General features: G+C 53.9%; 22 protein-coding genes. 18 read left to right on the top strand and 4 right to left on the bottom strand.

Features of this window, described 5'->3' with window-relative positions:
• Positions 1 to 6 precede the first annotated feature (6 nt).
• The 7 genes from MCG44_RS03430 (at position 7) to MCG44_RS03460 (ending at position 7,250) form a co-directional block, all read left to right on the top strand.
• Positions 7 to 996 (top strand): hydroxyacid dehydrogenase, encoded by a 990-nt coding sequence (locus tag MCG44_RS03430; protein WP_240286826.1) that lies wholly within the window; start codon positions 7 to 9, stop codon positions 994 to 996.
• A gap of 26 nt (positions 997 to 1,022) precedes the next feature.
• Positions 1,023 to 1,742, top strand: coding sequence for a hypothetical protein (locus MCG44_RS03435; RefSeq protein ID WP_240286828.1), 720 nt, complete (start codon positions 1,023 to 1,025; stop codon positions 1,740 to 1,742).
• A gap of 90 nt (positions 1,743 to 1,832) precedes the next feature.
• Positions 1,833 to 3,059, top strand: coding sequence for a lactate racemase domain-containing protein (locus MCG44_RS03440; RefSeq protein ID WP_240286831.1), 1,227 nt, complete (start codon positions 1,833 to 1,835; stop codon positions 3,057 to 3,059).
• Positions 3,060 to 3,097: 38 nt separating this feature from the next.
• Entirely contained in the window at positions 3,098 to 3,622 is a 525-nt protein-coding gene (locus MCG44_RS03445; RefSeq protein WP_186852192.1) for a tripartite tricarboxylate transporter TctB family protein, read from the top strand.
• A gap of 15 nt (positions 3,623 to 3,637) precedes the next feature.
• Positions 3,638 to 5,158 carry a tripartite tricarboxylate transporter permease gene (locus MCG44_RS03450; RefSeq protein WP_186852191.1) on the top strand — a complete coding sequence of 507 codons (1,521 nt, stop codon included), beginning with the start codon at positions 3,638 to 3,640 and terminating at the stop codon, positions 5,156 to 5,158.
• Between the two features lie 29 nt (positions 5,159 to 5,187).
• The gene (locus tag MCG44_RS03455) at positions 5,188 to 6,219 is read left to right on the top strand and encodes a Bug family tripartite tricarboxylate transporter substrate binding protein (protein WP_207721900.1); all 1,032 of its coding nucleotides are present in this window, start codon (positions 5,188 to 5,190) and stop codon (positions 6,217 to 6,219) included.
• A gap of 236 nt (positions 6,220 to 6,455) precedes the next feature.
• A complete protein-coding gene (locus tag MCG44_RS03460) occupies positions 6,456 to 7,250 on the top strand; it encodes an HpcH/HpaI aldolase family protein (protein WP_186852430.1) in 795 nt (264 codons plus the stop codon).
• Positions 7,251 to 7,321: 71 nt separating this feature from the next.
• Here the strand turns inward: MCG44_RS03460 and MCG44_RS03465 are convergent, their stop codons facing one another.
• Both MCG44_RS03465 and MCG44_RS03470 read right to left on the bottom strand, forming a co-directional pair.
• Positions 7,322 to 8,848: a UxaA family hydrolase gene (locus MCG44_RS03465; RefSeq protein WP_186852190.1), complete on the bottom strand. Its 1,527-nt coding sequence runs from the start codon at positions 8,846 to 8,848 to the stop codon at positions 7,322 to 7,324.
• Positions 8,849 to 8,865: 17 nt separating this feature from the next.
• The gene (locus MCG44_RS03470; RefSeq protein WP_240286833.1) at positions 8,866 to 9,765 is read right to left on the bottom strand and encodes a dihydrodipicolinate synthase family protein; all 900 of its coding nucleotides are present in this window, start codon (positions 9,763 to 9,765) and stop codon (positions 8,866 to 8,868) included.
• 267 nt (positions 9,766 to 10,032) lie between these two features.
• Here MCG44_RS03470 and MCG44_RS03475 point away from each other — a divergent pair, with 267 nt between their 5' ends.
• The 6 genes from MCG44_RS03475 (at position 10,033) to MCG44_RS03495 (ending at position 14,911) form a co-directional block, all read left to right on the top strand.
• Complete coding sequence (locus MCG44_RS03475) at positions 10,033 to 10,422, top strand: hypothetical protein (RefSeq protein ID WP_240286836.1); 390 nt, start codon at positions 10,033 to 10,035, stop codon at positions 10,420 to 10,422.
• A 128-nt stretch (positions 10,423 to 10,550) separates the two neighbouring features.
• The gene (locus MCG44_RS03480) at positions 10,551 to 11,459 is read left to right on the top strand and encodes a helix-turn-helix domain-containing protein (RefSeq protein ID WP_240286840.1); all 909 of its coding nucleotides are present in this window, start codon (positions 10,551 to 10,553) and stop codon (positions 11,457 to 11,459) included.
• Entirely contained in the window at positions 11,443 to 13,227 is a 1,785-nt protein-coding gene (locus MCG44_RS03485; RefSeq protein ID WP_186852186.1) for a sigma-54-dependent transcriptional regulator, read from the top strand. Before MCG44_RS03480 ends, MCG44_RS03485 begins: the two co-directional genes overlap by 17 nt.
• 408 nt (positions 13,228 to 13,635) lie before the next feature.
• Positions 13,636 to 13,815, top strand: coding sequence for a hypothetical protein (locus MCG44_RS03490; RefSeq protein ID WP_147571018.1), 180 nt, complete (start codon positions 13,636 to 13,638; stop codon positions 13,813 to 13,815).
• Positions 13,816 to 14,017: 202 nt separating this feature from the next.
• Entirely contained in the window at positions 14,018 to 14,194 is a 177-nt protein-coding gene (locus tag MCG44_RS15085) for a ribbon-helix-helix domain-containing protein (RefSeq protein WP_147571017.1), read from the top strand.
• A 477-nt stretch (positions 14,195 to 14,671) separates the two neighbouring features.
• Positions 14,672 to 14,911, top strand: a complete 240-nt coding sequence (locus MCG44_RS03495; protein WP_147571016.1) for a hypothetical protein — start codon at positions 14,672 to 14,674, stop codon at positions 14,909 to 14,911.
• 68 nt (positions 14,912 to 14,979) lie between these two features.
• Here MCG44_RS03495 and MCG44_RS03500 read toward each other — a convergent pair whose 3' ends face one another.
• Positions 14,980 to 16,311, bottom strand: a complete 1,332-nt coding sequence (locus tag MCG44_RS03500; RefSeq protein ID WP_240286842.1) for an MATE family efflux transporter — start codon at positions 16,309 to 16,311, stop codon at positions 14,980 to 14,982.
• A 397-nt stretch (positions 16,312 to 16,708) separates the two neighbouring features.
• Between MCG44_RS03500 and MCG44_RS03505 the strand changes: the two genes are divergently transcribed.
• Positions 16,709 to 18,721 (top strand): YgiQ family radical SAM protein, encoded by a 2,013-nt coding sequence (locus tag MCG44_RS03505; RefSeq protein WP_240286844.1) that lies wholly within the window; start codon positions 16,709 to 16,711, stop codon positions 18,719 to 18,721.
• A 94-nt stretch (positions 18,722 to 18,815) separates the two neighbouring features.
• On the opposite strand, the gene MCG44_RS03510 is transcribed toward MCG44_RS03505, so the two are convergent.
• Positions 18,816 to 19,232 (bottom strand): hypothetical protein, encoded by a 417-nt coding sequence (locus MCG44_RS03510; RefSeq protein ID WP_147571013.1) that lies wholly within the window; start codon positions 19,230 to 19,232, stop codon positions 18,816 to 18,818.
• Positions 19,233 to 19,536: 304 nt separating this feature from the next.
• Here MCG44_RS03510 and rimP point away from each other — a divergent pair, with 304 nt between their 5' ends.
• The 4 genes from rimP (at position 19,537) to MCG44_RS03530 (ending at position 22,219) form a co-directional block, all read left to right on the top strand.
• Positions 19,537 to 19,992: a ribosome maturation factor RimP gene (gene rimP / locus MCG44_RS03515; RefSeq protein WP_240286845.1), complete on the top strand. Its 456-nt coding sequence runs from the start codon at positions 19,537 to 19,539 to the stop codon at positions 19,990 to 19,992.
• Positions 19,993 to 20,078: 86 nt separating this feature from the next.
• Positions 20,079 to 21,257 carry a transcription termination factor NusA gene (nusA, locus tag MCG44_RS03520; RefSeq protein WP_147571011.1) on the top strand — a complete coding sequence of 393 codons (1,179 nt, stop codon included), beginning with the start codon at positions 20,079 to 20,081 and terminating at the stop codon, positions 21,255 to 21,257.
• Between the two features lie 79 nt (positions 21,258 to 21,336).
• A complete protein-coding gene (gene rnpM / locus MCG44_RS03525) occupies positions 21,337 to 21,612 on the top strand; it encodes an RNase P modulator RnpM (protein WP_186852429.1) in 276 nt (91 codons plus the stop codon).
• Entirely contained in the window at positions 21,605 to 22,219 is a 615-nt protein-coding gene (locus MCG44_RS03530) for a ribosomal L7Ae/L30e/S12e/Gadd45 family protein (RefSeq protein ID WP_240286847.1), read from the top strand. The genes rnpM and MCG44_RS03530 overlap by 8 nt, the downstream gene beginning before the upstream one ends.
• Positions 22,220 to 22,235 lie beyond the last annotated feature (16 nt).

Below are 22,235 nucleotides of genomic sequence, written 5' to 3' on the forward strand. Positions count from 1 at the left end.
GACCCTATGAAATTCGTTATGACCCAGGCTGTTTGTCCAGAGGGGATGGAGCTGCTGAAGGATACAGCTGACATCTATGTGGCAGATGACCAGGACCCTAATAACTATTTGGACCAAATGTGGGATGCGGATGCACTTATTGTCAGAATCGCCAAATGTGATGGACATGCTATTGAGCATAGCCCCAACCTGAAGGTTATCGGCAGGACCGGAGTGGGCTATGACACAGTAGATATAGCAGCTGCGACCGCAAAGGGCATCCCGGTTGTAATTACTCCGGGGGCAAACAACCGAAGTGTAGCCGAACATACTGTAGCCATGATATTTGCCCTGTCTAAAAATTTAATAGAGGGGCAAAACGAAATGTGCACGGGTAACTGGGAGATTCGTGGGGCCAAGAAGGCTTTTGAGTTGGAAGGAAAAACAGTTGGCGTAATTGGGTTAGGCGCCATTGGCCGGGAAACTGCCAAGATATGCCGGGGCTGCGGCATGAAACTGGCCGGTTATGACCCCTTCCTGGAACAAGAAAAGATTGAGGCTTTGGGAGCTGACTACTATGAAAATTACGAAGATTTGCTGAAAATCAGCGACGTAGTTACTATCCATGTCCCTCTTACAGAGGAGACCCGAGGCATGATTTCTAAGAGACAACTGTCTATGATGAAGCCGACAGCTCTACTTATTAATTGTAGCCGGGGAGGGATCGTCAATGAGTCTGATTTAGTGGAAGCTTTAAAAGAAGGTGTTATCGCTGGGGCAGGTACCGATGTGTTCTGTAGTGAACCACCCAGGGCAGATGATCCACTGCTTACCTGTCCAAACTTGGTCCTCAGCCCCCACTCAGCCGCCCAGACCCGGGAGGCAGTCATTAAGATGGCGCAGATGTGCGTTAAGGGGTGTCTGGCAGTATGCCGAGGGGAGAAATGGCCGTATGTAGCAGACAAAGCAGCATATGACCATCCCAGATGGGCAGGCAAAGATTGGGCCCAGGTATGAGTCCCATAGAAACAGCTATAAAGAATTTGAGCCGAAAACGGCTGATCATGATGGCGGCAAATCTGCTGTACTTTCTGGCTCTTCTCATTGCGGGAGTTGCGCTTTTCTTGGTAGGGATCGGGCCGATGGGCTATATGGTGGCAGGTATTCTGCTGGCTGTCTACCTGCTGCTGGTCAGGCCGCTGAACCGCCGATATATTGGGTGTGTCCGTGGGGCCATCTTGACCTATGCTGTCTGCGCCTGCTTGGACCAATTTGAGTACAGCCCTAAAGACGGCGTGGACCAGGCCGCGGTTCTGTCGGGCGGTTTGGGCTGCTCTGGTAGCGGACGAGCTTTTTTGAGCCGAGAGCTAGTCCGGGGCCAAATGGGAGACATCCAGGTGGAGTTGGCAGATGTGACGTTTCCTGTTGTGGAAAATGGCTTGAACGCTATGCTCAGTGGGTGCTATATCAGGATAACCTATCCGGGGATTCAATTTGTCCCCCTTTGGATAGAGGGAGAGGAAATGCCGGAACTGCCCAAACAGGAAAAGAAGCTGATTAAACAGATTGGATCTATGGCGGCCAATGGCCTATTTCTTTGCATAAAAGGGGACAGACTGGAACTGATTCTGCGGGGGCGATTCCTCGGATATCGGATCAATCCTTTGATGCCTATCACGGAGCGCAGCATAACGTATAACCCTCTTCCAGAGCTGGGGTGGGCGCTTCAGTTGGTTCGCTTGCACAAGAGGGAAGAGATGTGACTTGCCGTTGGAAAGGAAAATACGATGGAAATTAAAGAACAATCTGGTCTTCGTGCGGTGCTAGCAGATGTAGAATTGCCGCGAATGGCCATGATTAGACAAAAATTCCCCAGAGATGGAATAGAGGATGTTGCTGCCTATCTGATGGAAAAGCTGGATCGAGAGGACTTGCGGTCCCGTATTAAGCCTGGAATGCGGGTGGTTCTCACCGGCAGCAGTAGAAAGATTGCCAATATGCCGCTGATCCTGAGGGAATTGGCTGACTATGTGAGGGCGCAAGGCGCTCATCCCTATATCATACCAGCGATGGGTAGTCACGGAGGTGCTACGGCGGAAGGACAACGGGAGATTCTAGAGAGTTATGGAATTACAGAGGAGGCCTGTCGATGCCCCATCTTCTCCAGTATGGAAACTGTGCAGGTGGGTTCTCTCTCCAACGGCGATGAAGTGCGAGTGGATCGCTTTGCGTATGAGGCGGACGCAGTCATCGTTGTGGGGCGGATCAAAGCCCATACAGCATTCCGGGGAGCTTATGAGTCAGGCCTGGTCAAGATGATGGCCATTGGTATGGGAAAACGTGAGGGAGCAGACTCCCTGCACCGGGCGGGATTTCAATGGATGGGGGAACGGCTTCCACAATATGCCAAGGTGATTTTTGATCACACCAATATAATTTTTGGCGTAGGTACTATCGAAAATGAATTTGATCAGACCTGCCGGATCGAGGTCCTTCCCGCGGAGGAAATCTTTGACAAAGAGCCCGAACTGCTGCTTTTTGCTAAAAGCCGCCTTCCCCGGCTTCTAATGCCGGAAACGGACGTGCTGCTGGTGAGAGAGATTGGGAAAAATTTTTCAGGCAGCGGCATGGATCCTAATGTGACAGGGACTTTTGGGACGCCTTATGCTACTGGCGGTATTAAAAAAGAGAGGGTAGTAGTATTGGACATCTCCCCCGAAAGTCACGGCAGCTATATTGGACTTGGAAATGCGGACACGACGACAAAGCGCGTGTTTGAAAAGCTAGATACCAATGCCACCTATTTCAACATGATCACCTCGACTGTGCTGGGTGTGGGAAAGATTCCGATGGTGTTGGAGGACGACAAAATGGCACTTCAAGTCGCGGTACGTACGCTGACAAAAGCGGACAAGAATCATGTTCGGATGGTTTATATCAAAAACACGCTGTCCCTGGAAACGATCATGATTTCTGAAACGCTTCTGGAGCAGATGAGAGGCAGAGAAGATATTGAGATATTAGAAGAAGCGAGACCCCTGCGTTTTGACCAGAAGGGCAACTTGCTGGATTTGATATAAACAGGATAGATTGATCAGAAAGGAAGAGAAAAGGGTATATGAAAAACAGCAAGTATAGGCTGGATATTATCCCCGGTACGGTAATTTTTATTTTCTCGATATGGTATTTGCTCAATATCCCTGGGATCCCCACTTTCACCGGCCTGGGAGCCACTCCCTTGACTAACCACTTTGTGCCTTATCTATGGGGTGGGGCCATGCTGGTGTTGAGTCTGTGGCTGATTGTAAGAGGGATGAAGAAGCGCAAAGCCTATAAGGCCGAAGGCGGTGTGACGCAAAAAAATTCTATGATAGCAGCATTGGTCGAGAAGCGAGAGGTTGTGGTCAGTTTCGTGGCTCTGGGCCTGTATGTGGGATTAATGGGGCCCATTGGGTTTGTACCTACTACAATCCTGTATGTATTTGTACAGATCCTGGTGCTTACTCCGGGCGAACATCGGAAAAAGAATGTGCTGCCCGCAGCGATTACAGCTATTATTACAGGCTGTCTCCTGTTCTATATCTTCAGATACATGCTGAATGTCCTACTTCCCATTGGACTCCTGAGTATATTCGGACTGTAAAGGAGGGCTAAAAGAATGATTGTTCAAGGCTTAATGGAAGTCCTTCAGCCCATGACTATTGCTCTAATAGCCATAGGTACAGTGGTGGGTATCATCTTTGGTTCCATCCCAGGCTTGACCGCCACCATGGCTATTGTTATGTTCCTGCCGGTCACTTACTCAATGACAGCCTCGGAAGGTATTTCGATGCTGATGGCACTTTACATTGGCGGTATTTCCGGCGGCTTGATTTCCGCTATTCTGTTGAATATTCCCGGTACACCTTCCTCTGTAGCCACCTGTTTTGATGGAAAACCAATGGCAGACAAGGGCGAGGCAGGCAAAGCGCTAGGCACCGGTGTGGTGTTCTCATTTATTGGAACCGTCATTGGCATTGGCCTGCTTGTGGTACTGGCTCCTGTGCTGTGTGACTTTGCGCTTAAGTTCCAGGCATATGAGTATTGTGCCCTGGCTGTTTTCTCCCTGTCCATGGTTGTCGCCCTTACAGGACATGATATGCCGAAGGGCCTGATTTCCGCTGTGCTGGGGGCTTTGCTGGCTACAGTTGGCCTTTCGCCCATTGACTCCAAGCCTAGGTTTACCTTCGGTATGTATCAGTTGAACAACGGTTTTGCCCTTGTAGTTCTGTTAATCGGTCTGTTTGCCATTTCCGAGGTCATGGCCTATGCCGAAACAGTGCGCCAAAAACAGGATTACACCATTCGACAGGACGTAAAAATCAGGGGCGTTGGCTTCTCTATGAAGGAGTTTGTGAGTAATATTCCAAACGCCATTGTATCCGCGCTGATTGGTGTCGGCATTGGAATTCTGCCAGGCATCGGTGGCGGTGTGTCTTGTATGATCTCCTATACTGTATCCAAGAACACCTCCAAACGCCGCGAACTGTACGGGACAGGTATCATGGATGGCGTGGTAGCCTCTGAGACCGCCAATAATGGAACGATAGGCGGCGCTATGATCCCTCTCCTTTCCCTGGGTATTCCCGGCGATGCTGTTACCGCAATGTTACTAGGTGGACTCCAGGTGCATAATGTGGCGCCAGGGCCCCTGATCTATGAGAAGAACGGCGTGGTGGTCTATGCGATCTTCTTTGCTATGGTATTAGCCGCGATTTTTATGCTGGTGTTCATGATGCTGGGTATGCGATTTTTCATATCTGTATTAAAAGTACCCAAGAATTATTTGCTTCCGGTGGTTGTAGTGCTATGCGCCATTGGCGCTATCGGAAACGCCAATATGCTCTTTGATACCTATGCCATGGTTTTATTTGGCCTGATGTCCTATTTGCTCGTAAAGGCCAAGATCCCAACGGTCCCTATGATCCTTGGATTTATTTTAGGCCCGACCTTTGAGCAGAACCTGCGCCGCGTATCTCAGCTGGCCTCTAGCGATCCCTTCTGGAATCATCCGATTTTCTGTGTATTGATCATTGCGACGGTCTTGGTGGTCATCTTCTCTGCCCGTGCGAACCTGAAAGACGCGAAACGTGCAGAAGAAGCTGAGGCTATCAAGATGGCTGCCAGCGGTGATGAATAAATAAAAGCCAAAAAGAAAGGAAGAACAAGATGAAAAGAATGATCTCTCTGATGCTGAGTGCAGCTATGGTGCTGGTTATGGCTACCGGCTGCGCCAATCCTGGAACACCCTCTTCGGGGGATGACAAGAGCACTACCAGCGCCTCTACTTCAAATGCTCCCAGCGATCCCAATGCTGCGGAGGGTTGGCCCGACAAGACGATCAACATCTATATGACCCACGGAGCCGGTGGTGATACTGACTATATGGGGCGTCAGTTGGCCACTGCGCTGGAAAGTGAGTTGGGCGTGTCTGTGGTCGTCACCAACGTGACCGGCGCCAACGGCGCTACCTGTATGCAGCAATATAAGGATGGAGAGACCGACGGTTACACCTTTATTGCCACTAATACTGCGGCGCTAAACGGCAACGAAGCGACCGGCATGGTGGACTTCGGCTATGATGCTTTTGAGCCAGTAGCGGTGTATGGAATGCAGTCCGGTGAGAATATCGTTGTTCCCGCGGATTCCCCCTATAATACCTTGGAGGAACTGATCGAAGCCACCAAGGCCAATCCTGGTCAGATCAAGTTGGGCATCTCTACCGGCGGTGGCGTATACATTCTGTCCTGTGTTCTGGCCAACCTGGGTGGCGCTCAATTCAATATTATTGACGCAGGCGATGGCGCCACTCGTCTGACTGCTCTGTTGGGCGGCGAGATCGACGCTACCTCCCTGCCCTATTCCACTGCGGCTGACTATATTGAGAACGGTCAGCTGAAGAGCCTATGCACCGTACTTTCCAAGGCCCCTGACCTGATCCCAGATCAGCCTGCGGCCAGCGAGTTGATCCCTGAGCTGAAGCTAGATACGGAGTATGTTCTTCTGGCGCCTAAGGGGACTCCTGCTGAAATTGTTGAGGCTATGAATGCCGCCATCCTAGACGTTACCGCTACGGACGATTGGAAACAAATGGTGAATGATTACTGCTTCCAGAATCCCTTTGTACTTAACGTGGAGGAAACCCTTGCGAATTTGAAGGAGCAGCGTGACCTGTTCCAAAGCTTTGTGCCCTTCCTGTGATTCGAGGCCGTCGAATAAACAACAGGGGCCCCCGCCAAAGCGGGGGCCCCTCCTGTATAAAAGTGATTGAACACCTGGTCGGTTAGATATCATCCCAGTGCTGTCAGCTATGGTAAAAATGCCATTGGGGATATGAATGAGCGAGACACAGCTGCATGGTTTTACCGCTGGCAGGCCCGCTGTAATAGTAGTATGCTTACATGTCTTGCGTTCTATGGGAAAGAGGAAAAGAAATGATGAGAGAAAACAAACTGCGCAGGATCTTACAGGAAGGAAAGACATCGGTGAGTACTCGTATGTGGTCCACTTGGCCGATCTTCACCGAAACTTTAGGTGCCTGCGGAAACTTTGACTACATGGAATTTGTAGCGGAATACGCTCCATTCACACAGATGGATCTGGAGAACATGGCCCGGGCAGCTGAACTGTATGAAATGGGCACTATGATAAAGGTGGATTTTCAAAATCGATTTTATGTGTCACAAAAGGCGGTAGCCTCTGGATTCCAAGGGGTCAATTTTGCTGATTGCCGGACTCCGGAGGATGTGTATGCTTCTGTCAGAGCCATCCGTCCGTTGGTAGAAGGCACAGATGGCGTATATGGATGTCCAAACCGGCGATTCATCAGCAGCCCGAATGGAGTATCCCAGTTGGAGCATATTCAACGGCTTAACGATATTGTACTATGCTTCATGATCGAAAAGCGGGAGTCTGTGGAACGGATTGAGGAGATCTGCGATATCCCAGGCGTAGATATGGTGCAATTTGGCCCGGCGGACTACTGCATGAGCCGTGGCTGGAATCGAGCGGATCATACACAGGAGTTTAAGCAGGCTGAACGACAGGTCATCTCAGCGGCCTTGCGGCATGGTGTTCAGCCGAGATGTGAGATCAATTCGCCCGCAGAGGCCCAGTATTACATCGACTTGGGCGTCCGGCATTTCAGCCTTGGAGATCAGATGGCAAAGCTGCGGGAGTTCTGGAATGGCCAGGGGAAAGAGATGAGGGACATTTCCAGAAGTCTGGATTGATAAAATGGGGGAAACCGGCTTGGCCGATTTCCCCTTCCAGCAGGTTTGGCATTCTATATGCTGGGACTGAGTTAAGCGGTGATGCCAAGCCACCAAACGATAAACTCATCGCCACCCATTCCGAACAGCTCGCTTTTAGTTCGCCTCCCAGAGGCCACTTCGATGAGAGCATCGAAAATTTCCTGCCCCATCTGCTCCAAAGTTTTTTCCCCATCGATAACAGCGCCGGCATTGAGGTCAATATCATCCTTTTGGCGGAGATAGAGGGGGGTATTGGAAGAAATCTTTAGAGTGGGGAAGTGCTGGCTGCCATAGCAGGAGCCCCGGCCAGTGGTAAAAGCGCAAAGATTGCAGCCGCCGGAAAACATGGCTGCAGCGGATACCGGATCATAAGAAGGAGAGTTCATGATGTTAAGGCCGGGAGTGGTAACAGGTTCCGCATAGCCAACTACATCGTTGAGTGGGGTGCTCCCGCCTTTTTTTGCGCTTCCAAGAGCTTTTTCCAGGACATTGGTGATGCCGCCAGCATTATTGCCGGGGGTAACTTTGCCATAGATTTGAGAGTCCTTTCCACGGCAGTAGTCCAGCCACCACCGCATGATGTCGATGAGCTTTTGCGCTACCTGGGGAGATCTGGCGCGTCGGACCAGTGCTCCTTCCACACCGAGTAGCTCGGTGGGTTCTGTGAGGACTGCGGTACCGCCGTTCTGGATCAGAAGATCGATTGCCTTGCCCAGCGCTGGATTGGCTGAGGAACCAGAGAAAGAGTCGGAGCCGCCACATTCCAGTCCGACCTTCAGATGAGAAACAGGTACCTCCTGGCGAACAGAATGATTGGCGAGGGAAAGCATGGCCTCTACCATAGAGATGCCCTTTTCCACTGATTTTCGGGAGCCGCCCTCCTCTTGGATTACCAAGCGACCCAGTGTGGGACTGGGGACTAGACCTGCTTCCTGAAAAAAGTTGTCGATATTGTTAGACTCACAGCCCAGGGCACATACAAGGGCGCCTGCTATATTGGGATTCTTGATAAGGCCGCCCAGTACCCGGCGCAAATAGATCATGGGGTCACCGGACTTCTCCAGACCGCAACCGGAAGATGTGATGAGGGGAACCACGGCGTCTACATTGGGATAAGCGGACAATATCTCTGGGGTAAAGTGGTTGGCAATTTTTCTGGCCACGGTTGCGGCACAATTGCTACATACGGTGACAGCAATACAGTTCCGTGTGCCGACTAGCCCGTTAGGCCGCACATAGCCCAGAAAAGTACGCTGTTCCTGGGCCGGTAGAATGGGGACTGGGGTGTAATCAGCACAGTAATGGTAGACTTCTTTGATGGTATCAAAACGGATGTTGTGGTTATGGACATGATCTCCAGGAGAGATATTCTGGGAAGCATAGCCGATGACTGTATTGTATTTTAAGATTGGCTCACCTTGGGCGATGGGGCGTATGGCCACCTTATGCCCGATAGGGATGTCCTGCCGGATGGTCAGACCATCTGGGGTAAGTACAGTGCCAGCCTCCGCTGCGGCACGGAGCACTGCTATATTGTCGGCTGGATCCAGATGAATCAGGATGAAGTTGTCGGCCATGTCACTCACCCCCGTTTCTACATATATTGCCTCAGCGTGGCAATGTGGGCATCGATGCGCTTTCGCTCCTCAACAGTGATAGGTTCAGTGGGGCGGCATACCCGTTCGCTGGCAAAGCCGAGGGTGCTGATGGCGTACTTGGTGGAAGCGGTCTGACTCTTCGCCATAGGGTAAAGCTTACAGATCTCATCTACAATGGCGCCCCATTTCATGGCTTCCGAAATATTACCGGTCTTTCCATATTCATACAGTTTGATGTGAGCCTTTGGAAACAGGGGGGCCAGAGAAGGGATATACCCGTCGGCTCCCATAAGCATACTGGGGACTGCCAGATTTGTAGAGCCCTGGTGTACTAGAAAATCTGTACCTTTAAAGTGATTAAGCAGCCTGATAAAAAGAGGATAATTACCAGATGTGTCTTTTACACCGATGACCTTGTCTATTTTAGATAACTGGATGATGGTATCTGCTGTAAGCAACTGACCGGTAAAAGGCGGGATGTTGTATATCATCAGATTTGCGCTGGTGTTGCGGCTGATTTGCTCAAAATGCTGGACGGTTTCATCTTGTGTTGCGTGACGGGCATAGAACACAGGAGTAATCACAGCAGTCTGGCCACCCATATCTTCAAAACGCTTTACATTTTCTATGGCGCGCTGGGTACTGGAGTCCATACAACCGGCAATAACAGGTACTCGGCCAGCACAATGGTCCAAGGTGATTTGAATGGCTCGATCCCGCTGTTCCTGTGTCAAAGCCATACATTCGCCGTTTGATCCACATACAAAAATACCATGGATACCGTTGTTGATACAGTGGTCAATTAGGGCCCGCAGAGCCTTTTCATCTACCTTTTCCTGATCGTCAATAGGAGTAATGATCGGCGGAATGACGCCGATAATCTCTTTCTTGCTCATAAGGAATACCTCCTGATATTTGATGTATCCAGTATAAGGATAGACAAGAGAAAAGTATTGATATAAAGCACTCTTTCATTTATACTTTTCGCTCTATCTATTATCAGAACGGTAGGATTAGTACCAGTGAAAATGGAAAAGTTGAAAAGGATACGGGTACAGGCGAAAAAGATAAATACAATAAAAGCGTGCATTGACTATAATGATTTCCTGTAATGTCACCGCCACAAGAAAAAAGCCTATGAAAAAGATCAGGAGGTAATACAGATGGATTTTAAGCATAGAGATGAGATTTTCAGAACTAGTCTGCCAGGACGGGTAGTACAAAATGCCGTAGGCAAAGACAGCGCCATAGCCAGCGCGAAAATGACTGTAAGTTACTGCCGTTACTGCGCAGACAGCGGCCCTATGGCCCCTCATAACCACGCGGAGGAGTCTGTAGTAGTGCTGGACTGCGCGAGGGCATATGTGAAATGGGGGAGTGGGCCAGACAGCTTAGAACATCAACAGTGGCTCTGCCCGGGAGATATAATGCATTTTCCAGATCTGGAGTGGCATGTGTTTGGATATGATGAAGGAGGATTCCTGGATGCTCTGTGTATCTATGGCCAGGTAACCAATATCCGGCCTGAGGAGATTTCTGGGATCCAAGAGTGAATAAGAAGAAATATTACAGCGGTCAGGAATGGCTTGAATATTTCTGTTGCAGACTTGCGGATCCTTGGGGAGACAAGCAAATGTTTTAAGAGTGTATGATCAGTAGAAAGACCTATGGGAGTAATTTTATGCGCAACGATGTGTCAGTTCACCGAGTAGTAAAAAACAAAAAGATGGCAGGGCAGTATATCGAGCCCCATAGGCACAACTTTTTTCATTATATATATTGTCTGAGCGGACACACTTGTGTGCGGGTTGGGCAGGAACGATTTGAAACCGGACCACGAAGCCTGGTTCTGGTTCCACCAGAGATATGCCACTCTATCACGAGCCTGGACACTTCCTGCTGCCTGGATTTGAAATTTACCTGCTCTAGGGAGTTGGAAGAGCGGGTGAAAAAGTTACCACTATTCTTCGCGTCCACAGTGGAGCCTGTAGGGAGCATGGTGCGAGATATTTTTGAGGAAGCGATCAACCAGAATCAGGATTATGACGAAGTAATTAGTCTGCGCTTGTATGAACTGCTTATTTCCTTGATGAGATGGGAACACAAGGAGATGGAGAACTGGCAGCTGTATGATCTAGCTGCCCAGCGAGAAGATCCGGAAATGCGGAAGATCCTCCAGATGATTGAAGAGAATATTGACAGTCCGCTATGGGTGAAGGATTTGGCAGCCAGATGTGGATATAGTGCAAACTATTTCCGGCTAATTTTCCGGGAACGAGTGGGAGTGCCGCCAAACCGATATATCAACCACCGGAAGATCGAGAGGGCCAAGGAACTGATGCTTTACTCAGAATTAAATGTGAGCCAGATCGCTGAAAAACTGAGTTATCAGAGTATCCATTATTTTAGTCGCCTGTTTAAACAAATGACTGGGATTCCTCCTTCGGAGTATATTGATCGGGTGAAGTCGGACCGCCCTGTAAATGTGATCTATAACCAAAATACGCCGGAGGGAGAATTTGAGATCCCCTTACGTAATGGTATTGGATCGGAACCATCAGAAAGGATCGTCGATGGAACAGAAAATTAGACTGCTGGGCATAGCCCCTTATTCGGAGATGCGCCCCTTAATGTTGGAGGTTTCCAAGGAGTATCAGGACATCGACTTGACAGTTTATGTAGGAGATCTGCAGAAGGGGGTAGAGATGGCCCGCCGGAATTTCTATAACGATTATGATGTCATTATCTCCCGGGGCGGGACCGCTACCATGCTTCGAGAACGGCTGGACCTTCCGGTTATTGAGATTCCGATTCTGCCCTTCGACCTGCTCCGGGCAATGCAGTTGGCGGAGCAGGTATCAGACCACTATGCGATTGTAGGTTTTCCCAATGTGACCACAAGCGCAAGGCTGCTGTGTGAGGTGATGCAATACCAAATCGACATCTATACTATTCGCAACGCTGCGGAGGTTGAGCCTGTCTTACAGTCTATCCGAGAAAAGGGGACCCAGGCCATCCTATGTGATATGGTAGCGCACACCACGGCAATGCAGCTGGGACTGGATGTAGTGCTTATCACCTCTGGAGCAGAGGGAGTGCGTATGGCGTTTACCCAGACGATTCAACTGTACGGGAATTACCGAAATCTCAGGGCAGAGAACCGTTTTTTGCGGAGCTTGATTTGGAATCAGATCAATCAAACCGTAGTGTTTAATGACCAGGGGGAACTGTTTTTCTCCACCATCGAGGACAGCGGCACTGCTATTATAGACTACCTGCGTCAAGAAAGCCTTCGAGGCGAAACAAACAGTCAGAAGCACATCCTGAAGCAGATAGACAATATTCAATATTCTATCCGCTCACACCGAGAAACTGTGGGCAATGAGCATTATACCGCCTACTATTTCTCCGAAAGTCAGGTGCCGCTGTCGGATATCCGCCGTGGCATCCGCTATTCGGGCCAATCTGAGGTGGAAGAGCAGTATTCGGGCAGCCTGTACTCAGTGGTAGGACTGCTGAGAGATCTGTATCATACGATCCAAAACATCAACCGTACCAGCCAGCCTGTTATGGTATTTGGCGAGGAGGGGACATGCAAAGAGCAGGCCGTCAATTATCTGTACCTGCAGAGCGACTGGTGGGATTCGCCGCTGGTGGTGGTAGACTGCTTCCTGCTAAATACAAAGGGGTGGAGCTATTTGATGAACCACCATAATTCGCCATTGACCAGGAGCGAATGTACCATTTTTATCAAAAATATAGACGTGCTCACCTCGGACCAGCGGGGGCAGCTATTGGCTAACATTATTGCCATGAACGTGCATAAGATGAACCGGCTCATATTCTCCTGTGTGTGCAAAAAGGACGAGGCAATGCCTGACGCCGGGGTAGAGTTTGTTGAGGTGCTGAGTTGTCTTACCCTCTATCTGCCCCCACTGCGTCAGCGAGTCGAGAAGTTTCCGGCCATTGTCAATATGTATCTCAGCCATCTGAATACCACTATGACCAAGCAGGTATCGGGTATAGAGGCAGAGGCGATGCGAAAGCTGCAAAAATTCGACTGGCCGCGAAATTATTCTCAGTTCCAGCGTATTGTAAAAGAACTGGCCATGATGACTGAACAGCCTTATATCACCGCCGAAGCTGTTGAGGAGGTGCTGAAACGGGAAGGCTCTGTAGTGCCGGTAGGGGACAGGGGGGAGGATACTGAGGCGCCCTTGGATTTAAACCGGACATTGCAGGAGATCAATCGGGACATTGTGTTGCGGACTTTAGAGCGGGAGAACGGAAACCAGAGCCGAACAGCGGAAAGGCTGGGAATCAGCCGAACCACGCTGTGGAGAATGCTTAAGAACTAAGGAGAACTGGTGATCAAGCTGTTAGGGATATCGTGTCCATGTACGACCTGGAGTTTGAATACAAAAGGTAATTTTATCTATAAAAGCACCGTTCCGTAATTGCGGAACGGTGCTTTTTGTGTGGGAAAGGGAAAACGGATCAAAACGGCCTCATGATGATAAGCTCCTTTTAGGGGAAATGTCACGATTTGCGGGTAGAGCGCGGCGACCTCGGCGCGCCGCTCTCTCTGGACTGTGCTTTGGGCGTGCCCGGTGGTCATGCCCTACCTGCCGTGGGCCTTCTGCTGACAGCACCTATTATGAAAAGGGGCAAAAAGAAGATAGAAGAAAAGATCACAGCATAGAAAACTCTTGATAAGTAGCTAACTACAAGTATATAATGTAGTTAGCTACAAAGGAGGTGAATATGTGGCTGATAAAAGCAGGGCAGAGTACTTCAGAGAGCGGCGGAAGAACATGAAGCAGCTTGTATTCATGGTCGACCGGGAAAAGGCGGAACAGCTGGACCAGAAGCTGGCAAAAAAGGGGATCGGAAGAACAGAATGGTTCCGTGAAAAGCTGGATGAGGAACTTTACCAAGAAAAATAGAAACAGCCCGCCACCCTCAAAAAGTCACGGACTGTTCCTAAAACACCATTCCCGAAGGTCTGGTAAATCTATGATACCACACCTCCAGGGAAAATACAAGGAGGACACGATGGCAGGCAGATAGGAGAACAAAAAAATAATACTTGACTTTCTGCTCATACAATAATATAATTATTGCAGGAGCAAAAAGTGAGGTGAGAAGATGTCTCCACGGACTGGCCGTCCGCCCAAAGAGATTACCAAAAGTGTGAACCTCGGTGTGAGATTGACGCCGGAAACCGCTGATAAATTGAAAATGTGTGCGGAAAAGCTTCAAATATCTCGGACCGAGGTCATCGAAAAGGGAATTGATTTGGTGGAAAAGAGCCTTAAAAAATGAGAGTAGCCGCTCACCCGACAAGTGTCAACGACTACTCCCTCACCATCCCCGAAGGTCTGATAAATCTATGATATCATACCTCCAGGGAAAATACAAGGAGGACACGATGGCAGGCAGATAGGAGAACAGAAAAATAATACTTGACTTTTGTGTCACCATATATTAAAATTATTTTGGTGATACAAAAAGGAGGCGAAAAATTTGTCACCAAGGGGAAGGCCGACATCGGAGCCAAAGAATCACGAAACAAGAATCCGCATGTCAGACGAGGATATCCGGTTGCTGGAGATCTGTTGCCAGAAAACCGGCATGACAAAGGCGGATGTGATTCGTCAAGGGATTCGTGAGGTCTATGAGAAAATAAAATAGGGTGTTGGCCCACCTGACAAGCACACCAACACCCCACAAACACCATCCCCGAAGGTCTGGCAAATCTATGATACCACACCTCCGGGGGAAACACAAGGAGGTTTTCAGATGGAACTGCATAAGGTCCTCTTTGAGATGGAGGACCCGATGAACCGCCTGCGGGACGGCATTTGCGCCCTCTGGGTCATGTCGTTGGCGGTGGACCGGGAGGACAGCGATCTGTCCAGCGGATTTCATGCCCTCTGGGACTACCTGGACCAGATGTACGACAGGCTCCACACCCAATTTTATGCCTGCATAGAGCTGTGTCAGGCGGAGCACAAGGGGAGCGCCCCCGCCCAGGACTAAGGGGAACGGGCAAAGGGCATCAGGCGGCTGTCCATCGGGCGGCCGCCTCCCTTGTGCCGGGGAGAGGGTCAGCCCACCTCCGCCCTCCCCAGGCCGCCGGTGTACCGGCGGATCAGAAGGACGACCGCCAGGGCCACTACCCCCTCGGTCACCGGCATAGCCAGCCATACCGCCTCCGGCCCCAGAAGGGCGGGGAGGGCGAGGATCAGCCCGCCGCTGATGACCAGCCCCCGGGCCACCGACACAAAGAAGGCGGCGGCGGGGCGCAGGAGGGACTGGAAGTAGTAGGTGGAAAAGATGTTCAGCGGGAGGAGCAGGAAGGACAGGCCGTAGGTCCGGAGGATGGCCGGGGCAATGGCGTAGATATCCGGCCCGGCGTCCATGAAGATACGGACAAACCCATTGGGGGCCGCCCAGATCAGGGCGGTCCAGGCCAGACTGAAAAAGGCGGCGGCCCACAGGGCATATCGGAGCGTCTGGCGGAGGCGGTCCCATTGGTGGGCGCCGAAGTTGATGGACAGAATCGGCTGGGCGGACTGGCCCACGCTGTAAGCGCAGCACTGAACAATGGTGCTTACGTTGACGATGATGCCGTATACCGCCAGGGCGTCTGTCCCCAGGCAGGACATGATTTGCCGGTTGAACAGGGTGGTGAGGATGCCCATAGCGATGTCGATGAAAAAGGTGGAGAAGCCGGTGACCAGGATGGCGCGGAGCTTTTGGGGCAGGCGGCTGGGCCACAGGAAGCGCAGCGTGTTTTTGGGGGACAGGAAGTGGGTCAGGGCCACCAAAAGGGAGATCACCGAGCCGATAGCGGTGGCCAGCCCGGCCCCAAAGATACCCATATCCAGCGCAAAAACAAAAAAGTAGTCCCCAAAGATGTTGAAGATACCCCCGGACAGGACGGCCGCCGCCGCCCGGCCGGGGTCTCCGTCATTGCGGAGAAAGGCGGCCAGCATCTGGTTAAACAGAAAGACCGGCACGACCCACTTGACCGGAAGGAGATAGGCCTGGGCCAGGGGGAGCAGCGTCTGGTCCGCACCGAACAGGGTGAGGAGGGGGGCGTCCAGCAGGAAGATGACCAGCCAGCTTATAATAGCCAGCCCGGACACGCCCAGCAGGGCGGCGGAAAAATATTCCCGCTCCCGCCGGCTCTGGCCCTGGCCGCGGGCTGTGCTGAACAGCACGGAGCCGCCGATGCCAGCCAGCAGGCCCAGGCTGTATATGATATTCCACACCGGGGCCACCACCGCCATTGCCGCCGCCCCCTGAGGGCCGTGGTACTGGCCTACCATGGCGGTGTCCACCAGCCCATAGATGGAGGAGATGATGGCGCTGCCAAAGGCGGCGCCCAGATACCGGAAATAGAGCTTTTTTACATTTCCTGTCAGCAGGTCCACAGAAGATCACTCCCAGTTGTGAGATCGGTCCGAAGGACAACAAAAAAGCCGGATAAGCCAACGGGCATTTCAGCCCGTCACCTTATCCAGCGTACCATTTCTTCTGTCGAATGGCGTACCCTCCGAGTGACCGAAAGGATTATACCGAGAGAAAAGCGGTTTGTCAAGGGGGGGTTCAAGGGGCCAGTCTGGACGGGAGAAAACAGTGGTAATTCCGCCCCTGGTGTGATATGCTCTTTCTTGAGAGAGTGATCTCTATGCTGTTGGCCCGCCGGCTGAAGATCATGATGGGGCCGGGAGCTCGATCCTGCTGCCTCCCCATGGGCGGTGGCGGAGGGCCTGGGGCGAGGACTGCGCGCTGTTTTACCCTGATTTTCATGAAATCGAGGAAATGACCATGAGTTTTGACCGAGAGCGGTTCCTGCCGGTGAGCATCCAGGATATGGAGCGCCGGGGCTGGGACTTTTATGACTTTCTGCTGATTACCGGGGACGCCTATGTGGACCACCCCTCCTTCGGTCCGGCTATCATCGGCCGGGTGCTGGAGGCCGAGGGCTATCGGGTGGCCATGCTGGCCCAGCCCGACTGGAGGGACCCGGAAGCCTTTGCCGCCCTGGGGCGGCCCCGGCTGGGGGTGCTCCTCTCCGCGGGCAATATCGACTCCATGGTGGCCCACTACACTGCCGCCAAAAAGCGCCGCCATGACGACGCCTACTCCCCCGGACGGCGGGCGGGCCTGCGCCCCGACCACGCCACCATTGTCTACTCCAACCGGGTGCGGGAGGTCTTTGGGGACATCCCCCTGGTCATCGGCGGACTGGAGGCCAGCCTGCGCCGCTTCGCCCACTACGACTACTGGGAGGACAAGGTCCGCCGCTCCATTCTCTTCGACGCCCAAGCGGACCTGCTGACCTACGGCATGGGGGAGAGGGCCACCATCGAGATCGCCGCCCGGCTGGCCAGCGGCACTCCGGTGGGGGAGATCACCGATGTGCGGGGTACCTGTGCGGCGGTGAAGTACCCGGATGTGTGCACATACCCCAGGGTGGAGGTGCCCTCCTTCGAGGAGGTGTCCGCCTCTAAGGAGGCCTACGCCCGGGCCAATATGGTGGAGTATCAGGAGCATGACGCTGTGGTGGGCAGGGCCATCCTGCAAAAACACGGCCGACAGTTCCTGCTGGTCAATCCTCCGGCCTTCCCCCTGACCACAGAGGAAATGGACCGGGTGGCCGAGCTGCCCTATGTCCGGGAGCCCCACCCCATGTACGACGAGATGGGAGGCGTGCCCGCCATCGAGGAGGTGCGCTTCTCCGTCACCCACAACCGGGGATGCTTTGGGGCGTGCAACTTCTGCTCCCTGGCCTTTCACCAGGGACGGACCATCTCCTGCCGAAGCCACCAGTCGGTCATCCGTGAGGTGAAGGCCCTGACGGAGCACCCCGGCTTCAAGGGCTATATCCACGACGTGGGCGGCCCCTCGGCCACCTTCCGCCGGCCCTCCTGCCAGAAGCAGCTCAAGCACGGGATGTGCAAAAACCGGGCCTGCCTGGCCCCGGAGCCCTGTCCTAACCTGGATGCGGACCACACCGACTATATGCTGCTGCTGCGCAAGCTGCGGGAGATCCCCAAGGTGAAAAAGGTGTTCATCCGATCCGGCATCCGGTTTGACTATCTGATGAAGGACCCCAGCGGGGAGTTTTTTACCGACCTGGTCCAGCACCACATCTCTGGCCAGCTCAAGGTGGCGCCGGAGCACTGTGTGGCCCATACTCTGGACTACATGGGAAAGCCCCACATTGAGGTATATGAAAAATTCCGAGAAAAGTATTTTAAGCTCAACCGGCGGTATGGCAAGGACCAGTATCTGGTGCCCTACCTCATCTCCTCCCATCCGGGCTGCACTCTGGAGGACGCGGTAAAGCTGGCCGAGTGGCTGAACAGGCAGGGCCATTTGCCTGAACAGGTGCAGGACTTCTATCCCACACCGGGCACCCTGGCCACCTGCATGTGGTACACCGGACTGGACCCCCGGACTATGGAGCCGGTGTTCGTCCCCAAGACGCCCCACGACAAGGCCCTCCAGCGGGCGCTGATGCAGTGGCGCAAGCCCCAAAACCGTAAGCTGGTGCTGGAGGCCCTCCACCGGACGGGCCGGGAGGACCTGATCGGCTACGGCAAGCACTGTCTGGTCCGGCCGGACAGAGGAGCGCGGTCCTCGGACGGACCGGGGGAGCGGGCTCCGGCCGCCAAGGGAAAGGGCGGCGGCCAATCAGCCGGCAAGAAAGGCGTCGGCCCCACCCGGCGGGAGAGCGTGCACAGCCGGCAGAGGGTGGAGAAGAAGGAGGCCCGTCCGGCCCGCAAGGCGGGCTGGGCAAAGGCCAAGCCCAAAAAGGGAGGCCGCAAGAAATGAGACCCTGCACCGGGCTGAAAAAAGGCGTGAATAGAATGAGAAGGGGTCCGGCAAACTGGTTTTGCCGGACCCCTTTTTGGAGATTGCCTATTTTTTAATAATTCATCGTGCTCCGGTTACCGGGATTAGGCTCCCAGCTGGGGGTGCCGGCGGTCCCGCCGGTGATGTCTCGGGCGGCATCGCCGATGCCCCGGCCCACGTCGCCGATGGCGTCACCGGCTCCGCGGATCAGGTCCCGTGCTCCCTGGGTCAGGTCTCGGCCCATGTTGTCGTTCCGGCTGCCGTATACTCGCCCATTGGCGTCAGCAGAATAGCGGCCGTCCTCCAGATAGTCATAGGCGTTGCTGCGGTCATAGGTGGTACGCCGGTTTCTGGTCTGGGCGGAACCGGACACAGAGCCGTTGGCAGGGCCATTGGTACCGCTGTTGGTATTCCCGTCCGTGTTGCCGCAGGAGGCCAGGGTGGCCACCATGGTCACAGCCAGGCCAAGAGCCATTAGATATCGTTTCATTCTCAACTTCCTCCCGTCCTGTTTGTCCAACGGAAGTTCCATCCGGGTGGTAGTATGTGTCTTTTGTCTGCCGAAAAATCCGGTAATGACTGTTCTCATTGACAATTTTTTCTATGTTTTGCGCTGGAAAAAGCCCTTGATCTGGAAAAAACTTTTCTCCAGCTCTTGCAATCCGCCTTGGTTTGTGGTATAGTCATGATGTTATTAAGGTAGTATTGGTGAGAGTGGGGTCAAGGCTCCGCTCTTTTTGATTGACCAAATGGGCCGAACCTCCGGGAGTGAGGGGCAAAATAGGAGGAACTTTATGGCAAAAGTTACCGATACCGTGGCCGCGTTGGCCCTCCCCGTGGTGGAGGGGGCTGGATGCACCCTCTGGGATGTGGAATATGTGAAGGAGGCGGGGGAGTGGTTCCTCCGCGTCTACATCGATAAGGAGGGCGGCGTGTCCATCGATGACTGCGAGGCGGTTTCCCGGCCCCTGTCCGACCTGCTGGACGAGGCCGATCCCATTGAGGGCAGCTACACTTTTGAGGTGTCCTCTGCCGGGGCGGACCGAGTGTTGAAAAAGCCGGATCATTTCGCCCAATTCTTGGGGGCCGAGGTGGAGGTAAAGCTCTACCGCCCCAGAGATGGCCGCAAAGACCATGTGGGTCTGCTCCGTGCCTTTGAGGACGGAAATGTGACCCTGGAGGTGGGCGGCAGCCCGGTGGACTTTGAAAAGAAGGAGATCGCCCTGGTCCGGCTGTATCCCCGGTTTTGACGGACACGACCGCCATTGGGGCGGCCCGCTGCGCAAAAGCTATACAATGAACGGCGGCGCTTCCGCTGTTTTAGGAGGAAACTATCGTGGCTAAGAGAGCAACCAAAAAAGTCAACAGCAATGAGCTGGACGGCAAGGAGTTCTTTGCCGCCATCGCCCAGATCGAGCAGGAGAAGGGCATCAAGCCCGGCTATATGATGGAGAAGATTACCCAGGCCCTTCTGTCCGCCTATAAGAAGGACCACGAGGGGATGGGGGAAAATCTGGTCATCGAGGCCAATGAGGAGACCGCCACTGTCCGCCTGTTTTTGAAGAAGGAAGTGGTGGAGGTGGTGGACGACCCCGCCACGGAGATCAGCCTGGACGAGGCACGAAACGCCCTGCCCCAGGCCCAACTGGGCGATGTGGTCCGCATGGAGATCAAGCCCCGGAACTTCGGCCGGGTAGCCGCGCAGACCGCCCGCCAAGTCATTATCCAGGGCATCCGTGAGGCGGAGCAGGGGATGATCTATGACGAGTTCTGCTCCAAGGAGCAGGAGCTGGTTACCGGTGTGGTTACCCGTATCGATCCCCGGAACGGTGCCGTGTCCCTGCGCATCCACTCCGGCTCTGAGTTCACCGACGCCTATCTGGGCGCCAATGAGCAGGTGAAGGGCGAGCGGTATGTGGAGGGCCAGCGGCTGAAGGTCTATGTCGTGGAGGTCCGTCCCAACAGCAAGGGTCCCCAGGTCCTCATCTCACGGACCCACCCTGGACTGGTCAAGCGGCTGTTCGAGCTGGAGGTGCCTGAGATCTATGACGGCACCGTGGAGGTCAAGTCTGTGGCACGGGAGGCCGGCTCCCGCACCAAGCTGGCCGTCTGGTCTGCCGACCCCAACGTGGACCCCATCGGCGCCTGCGTCGGCCCCCGGGGCCAGCGGGTCAACACCATTGTGGATGAGCTGAAGGGTGAGAAGATGGACATTATCAAGTGGTCTGAGGACCCGGCGGAGTATATCGCCGCCGCCCTGTCCCCCGCCGACGTTCTCTCGGTGGAGGAGCTGCCCGACGGCAAGAGCTGCCGGGTGGTGGTGCCCGACGACCAGCTCTCCCTGGCCATCGGCAAGGAGGGGCAGAACGCCCGCCTGGCCGCCAAGCTGACTGGATATAAGATCGACATCAAGCCCGCCTCCGCCCCTCTGGAGCCCATTGAGGCTCTTGAGGAGGACCTGCCTGCGGGGGAGATCACTGAGAACGATAACGCTGAGGCTCCGGAAGAAGCCTGATTTGAATCGAGTGGAGAGTGAAGATATCTCCTATCTTAGCTCGCTGCTCTCAACTCTGACCAAAAGGGTGGTGCGGACCGTGCCCAAGAAGATTCCCATGCGCCAATGTCTTGGCTGCCGGGAAATGAAACCAAAAATGGAGCTGATCCGGGTGGTCCGTTCCCCTGAGGGAAAGGTGTCCCTGGACTTTAAGGGCAAGCTGCCCGGTAGGGGAGCCTATCTGTGCCCCAATCCAGACTGTCTGAAAAAGGCCAGAAAGGCCAGAGCACTGGAGCGGGCTTTCTCCGCCCAGATGCCCGATGAGGTCTGGTCTGGGCTGGAGGAGCAGATGAAGGAGGTGCCGGCGGATGGCTAATGATCCCATCCTCCACCTGCTGGGCTTGGCCAAAAAGGCCGGCAGGCTGGAGGTCGGTGAGGAGCCGGTGGGGGCCCTGTGCCGGGCCCGGCAGGCCAAGCTGGTGCTGCTGGCCGCTGACGCCGCCCCTAACACCTGCCGAAGGGCCGCCCATTTCGGCCAGGCGGGCAACGTGCTCTGGCTGGCCCTCCCCTTTTCCAAAGCGGAACTGGGGCTGGCGCTGGGCCGCTCGTCCTGTGCCATGGTCGCCCTGGCAGATTCGGGCTTTGCCGCCTCCATCCTGGAGAAGCTGGCCGCCCGCGATCCGGAAAAATACGGCCCCGCCGCCCAGCAGATCCGGGAGAAGGCCGACCGGGCCCTCCAGCGTCAGCGGGAAAAGCGGCAGCACGAGAAAAACCTGCGGGAGGGCAAACGAAAGCCCTGGGCCCCGCCTCCCAAGAGGGAGGAGGCCCCCCCTGCCCCCGCCAGGAAAAAAGCTGGACCCGAGGCTCCCCAAGAGGGGAGCGGGCCCCGTTTGGCCAAGACCGGCGGCCGCCGGACTGACCGTACCCGCAAGACAGGCCCCGGCGGCCGGCGCCTGTCTGGTAAGCTCCGGCATGATAGCTAAGAAACGAGGTGGCTTC

The organism is Lawsonibacter sp. OA9, from assembly GCF_022440585.1.

Coding starts and splice junctions, on each gene's coding strand:
- MCG44_RS03495 (WP_147571016.1), top strand. CDS start 14,672: ATGGAACTGCATAAGGTCCTCTTTGAGATGGAGGACCCGATGAACCGC.
- MCG44_RS03470 (WP_240286833.1), bottom strand. CDS start 9,765: ATGAGCAAGAAAGAGATTATCGGCGTCATTCCGCCGATCATTACTCCT.
- MCG44_RS03505 (WP_240286844.1), top strand. CDS start 16,709: ATGAGTTTTGACCGAGAGCGGTTCCTGCCGGTGAGCATCCAGGATATG.
- MCG44_RS15085 (WP_147571017.1), top strand. CDS start 14,018: ATGTCTCCACGGACTGGCCGTCCGCCCAAAGAGATTACCAAAAGTGTG.
- MCG44_RS03475 (WP_240286836.1), top strand. CDS start 10,033: ATGGATTTTAAGCATAGAGATGAGATTTTCAGAACTAGTCTGCCAGGA.
- MCG44_RS03455 (WP_207721900.1), top strand. CDS start 5,188: ATGAAAAGAATGATCTCTCTGATGCTGAGTGCAGCTATGGTGCTGGTT.
- MCG44_RS03530 (WP_240286847.1), top strand. CDS start 21,605: ATGGCTAATGATCCCATCCTCCACCTGCTGGGCTTGGCCAAAAAGGCC.
- MCG44_RS03440 (WP_240286831.1), top strand. CDS start 1,833: ATGATTAGACAAAAATTCCCCAGAGATGGAATAGAGGATGTTGCTGCC.
- MCG44_RS03510 (WP_147571013.1), bottom strand. CDS start 19,232: ATGAAACGATATCTAATGGCTCTTGGCCTGGCTGTGACCATGGTGGCC.
- MCG44_RS03460 (WP_186852430.1), top strand. CDS start 6,456: ATGAGAGAAAACAAACTGCGCAGGATCTTACAGGAAGGAAAGACATCG.
- MCG44_RS03430 (WP_240286826.1), top strand. CDS start 7: ATGAAATTCGTTATGACCCAGGCTGTTTGTCCAGAGGGGATGGAGCTG.
- MCG44_RS03450 (WP_186852191.1), top strand. CDS start 3,638: ATGATTGTTCAAGGCTTAATGGAAGTCCTTCAGCCCATGACTATTGCT.
- MCG44_RS03480 (WP_240286840.1), top strand. CDS start 10,551: ATGCGCAACGATGTGTCAGTTCACCGAGTAGTAAAAAACAAAAAGATG.
- MCG44_RS03485 (WP_186852186.1), top strand. CDS start 11,443: ATGGAACAGAAAATTAGACTGCTGGGCATAGCCCCTTATTCGGAGATG.
- MCG44_RS03445 (WP_186852192.1), top strand. CDS start 3,098: ATGAAAAACAGCAAGTATAGGCTGGATATTATCCCCGGTACGGTAATT.
- MCG44_RS03465 (WP_186852190.1), bottom strand. CDS start 8,848: ATGGCCGACAACTTCATCCTGATTCATCTGGATCCAGCCGACAATATA.
- rimP (WP_240286845.1), top strand. CDS start 19,537: ATGGCAAAAGTTACCGATACCGTGGCCGCGTTGGCCCTCCCCGTGGTG.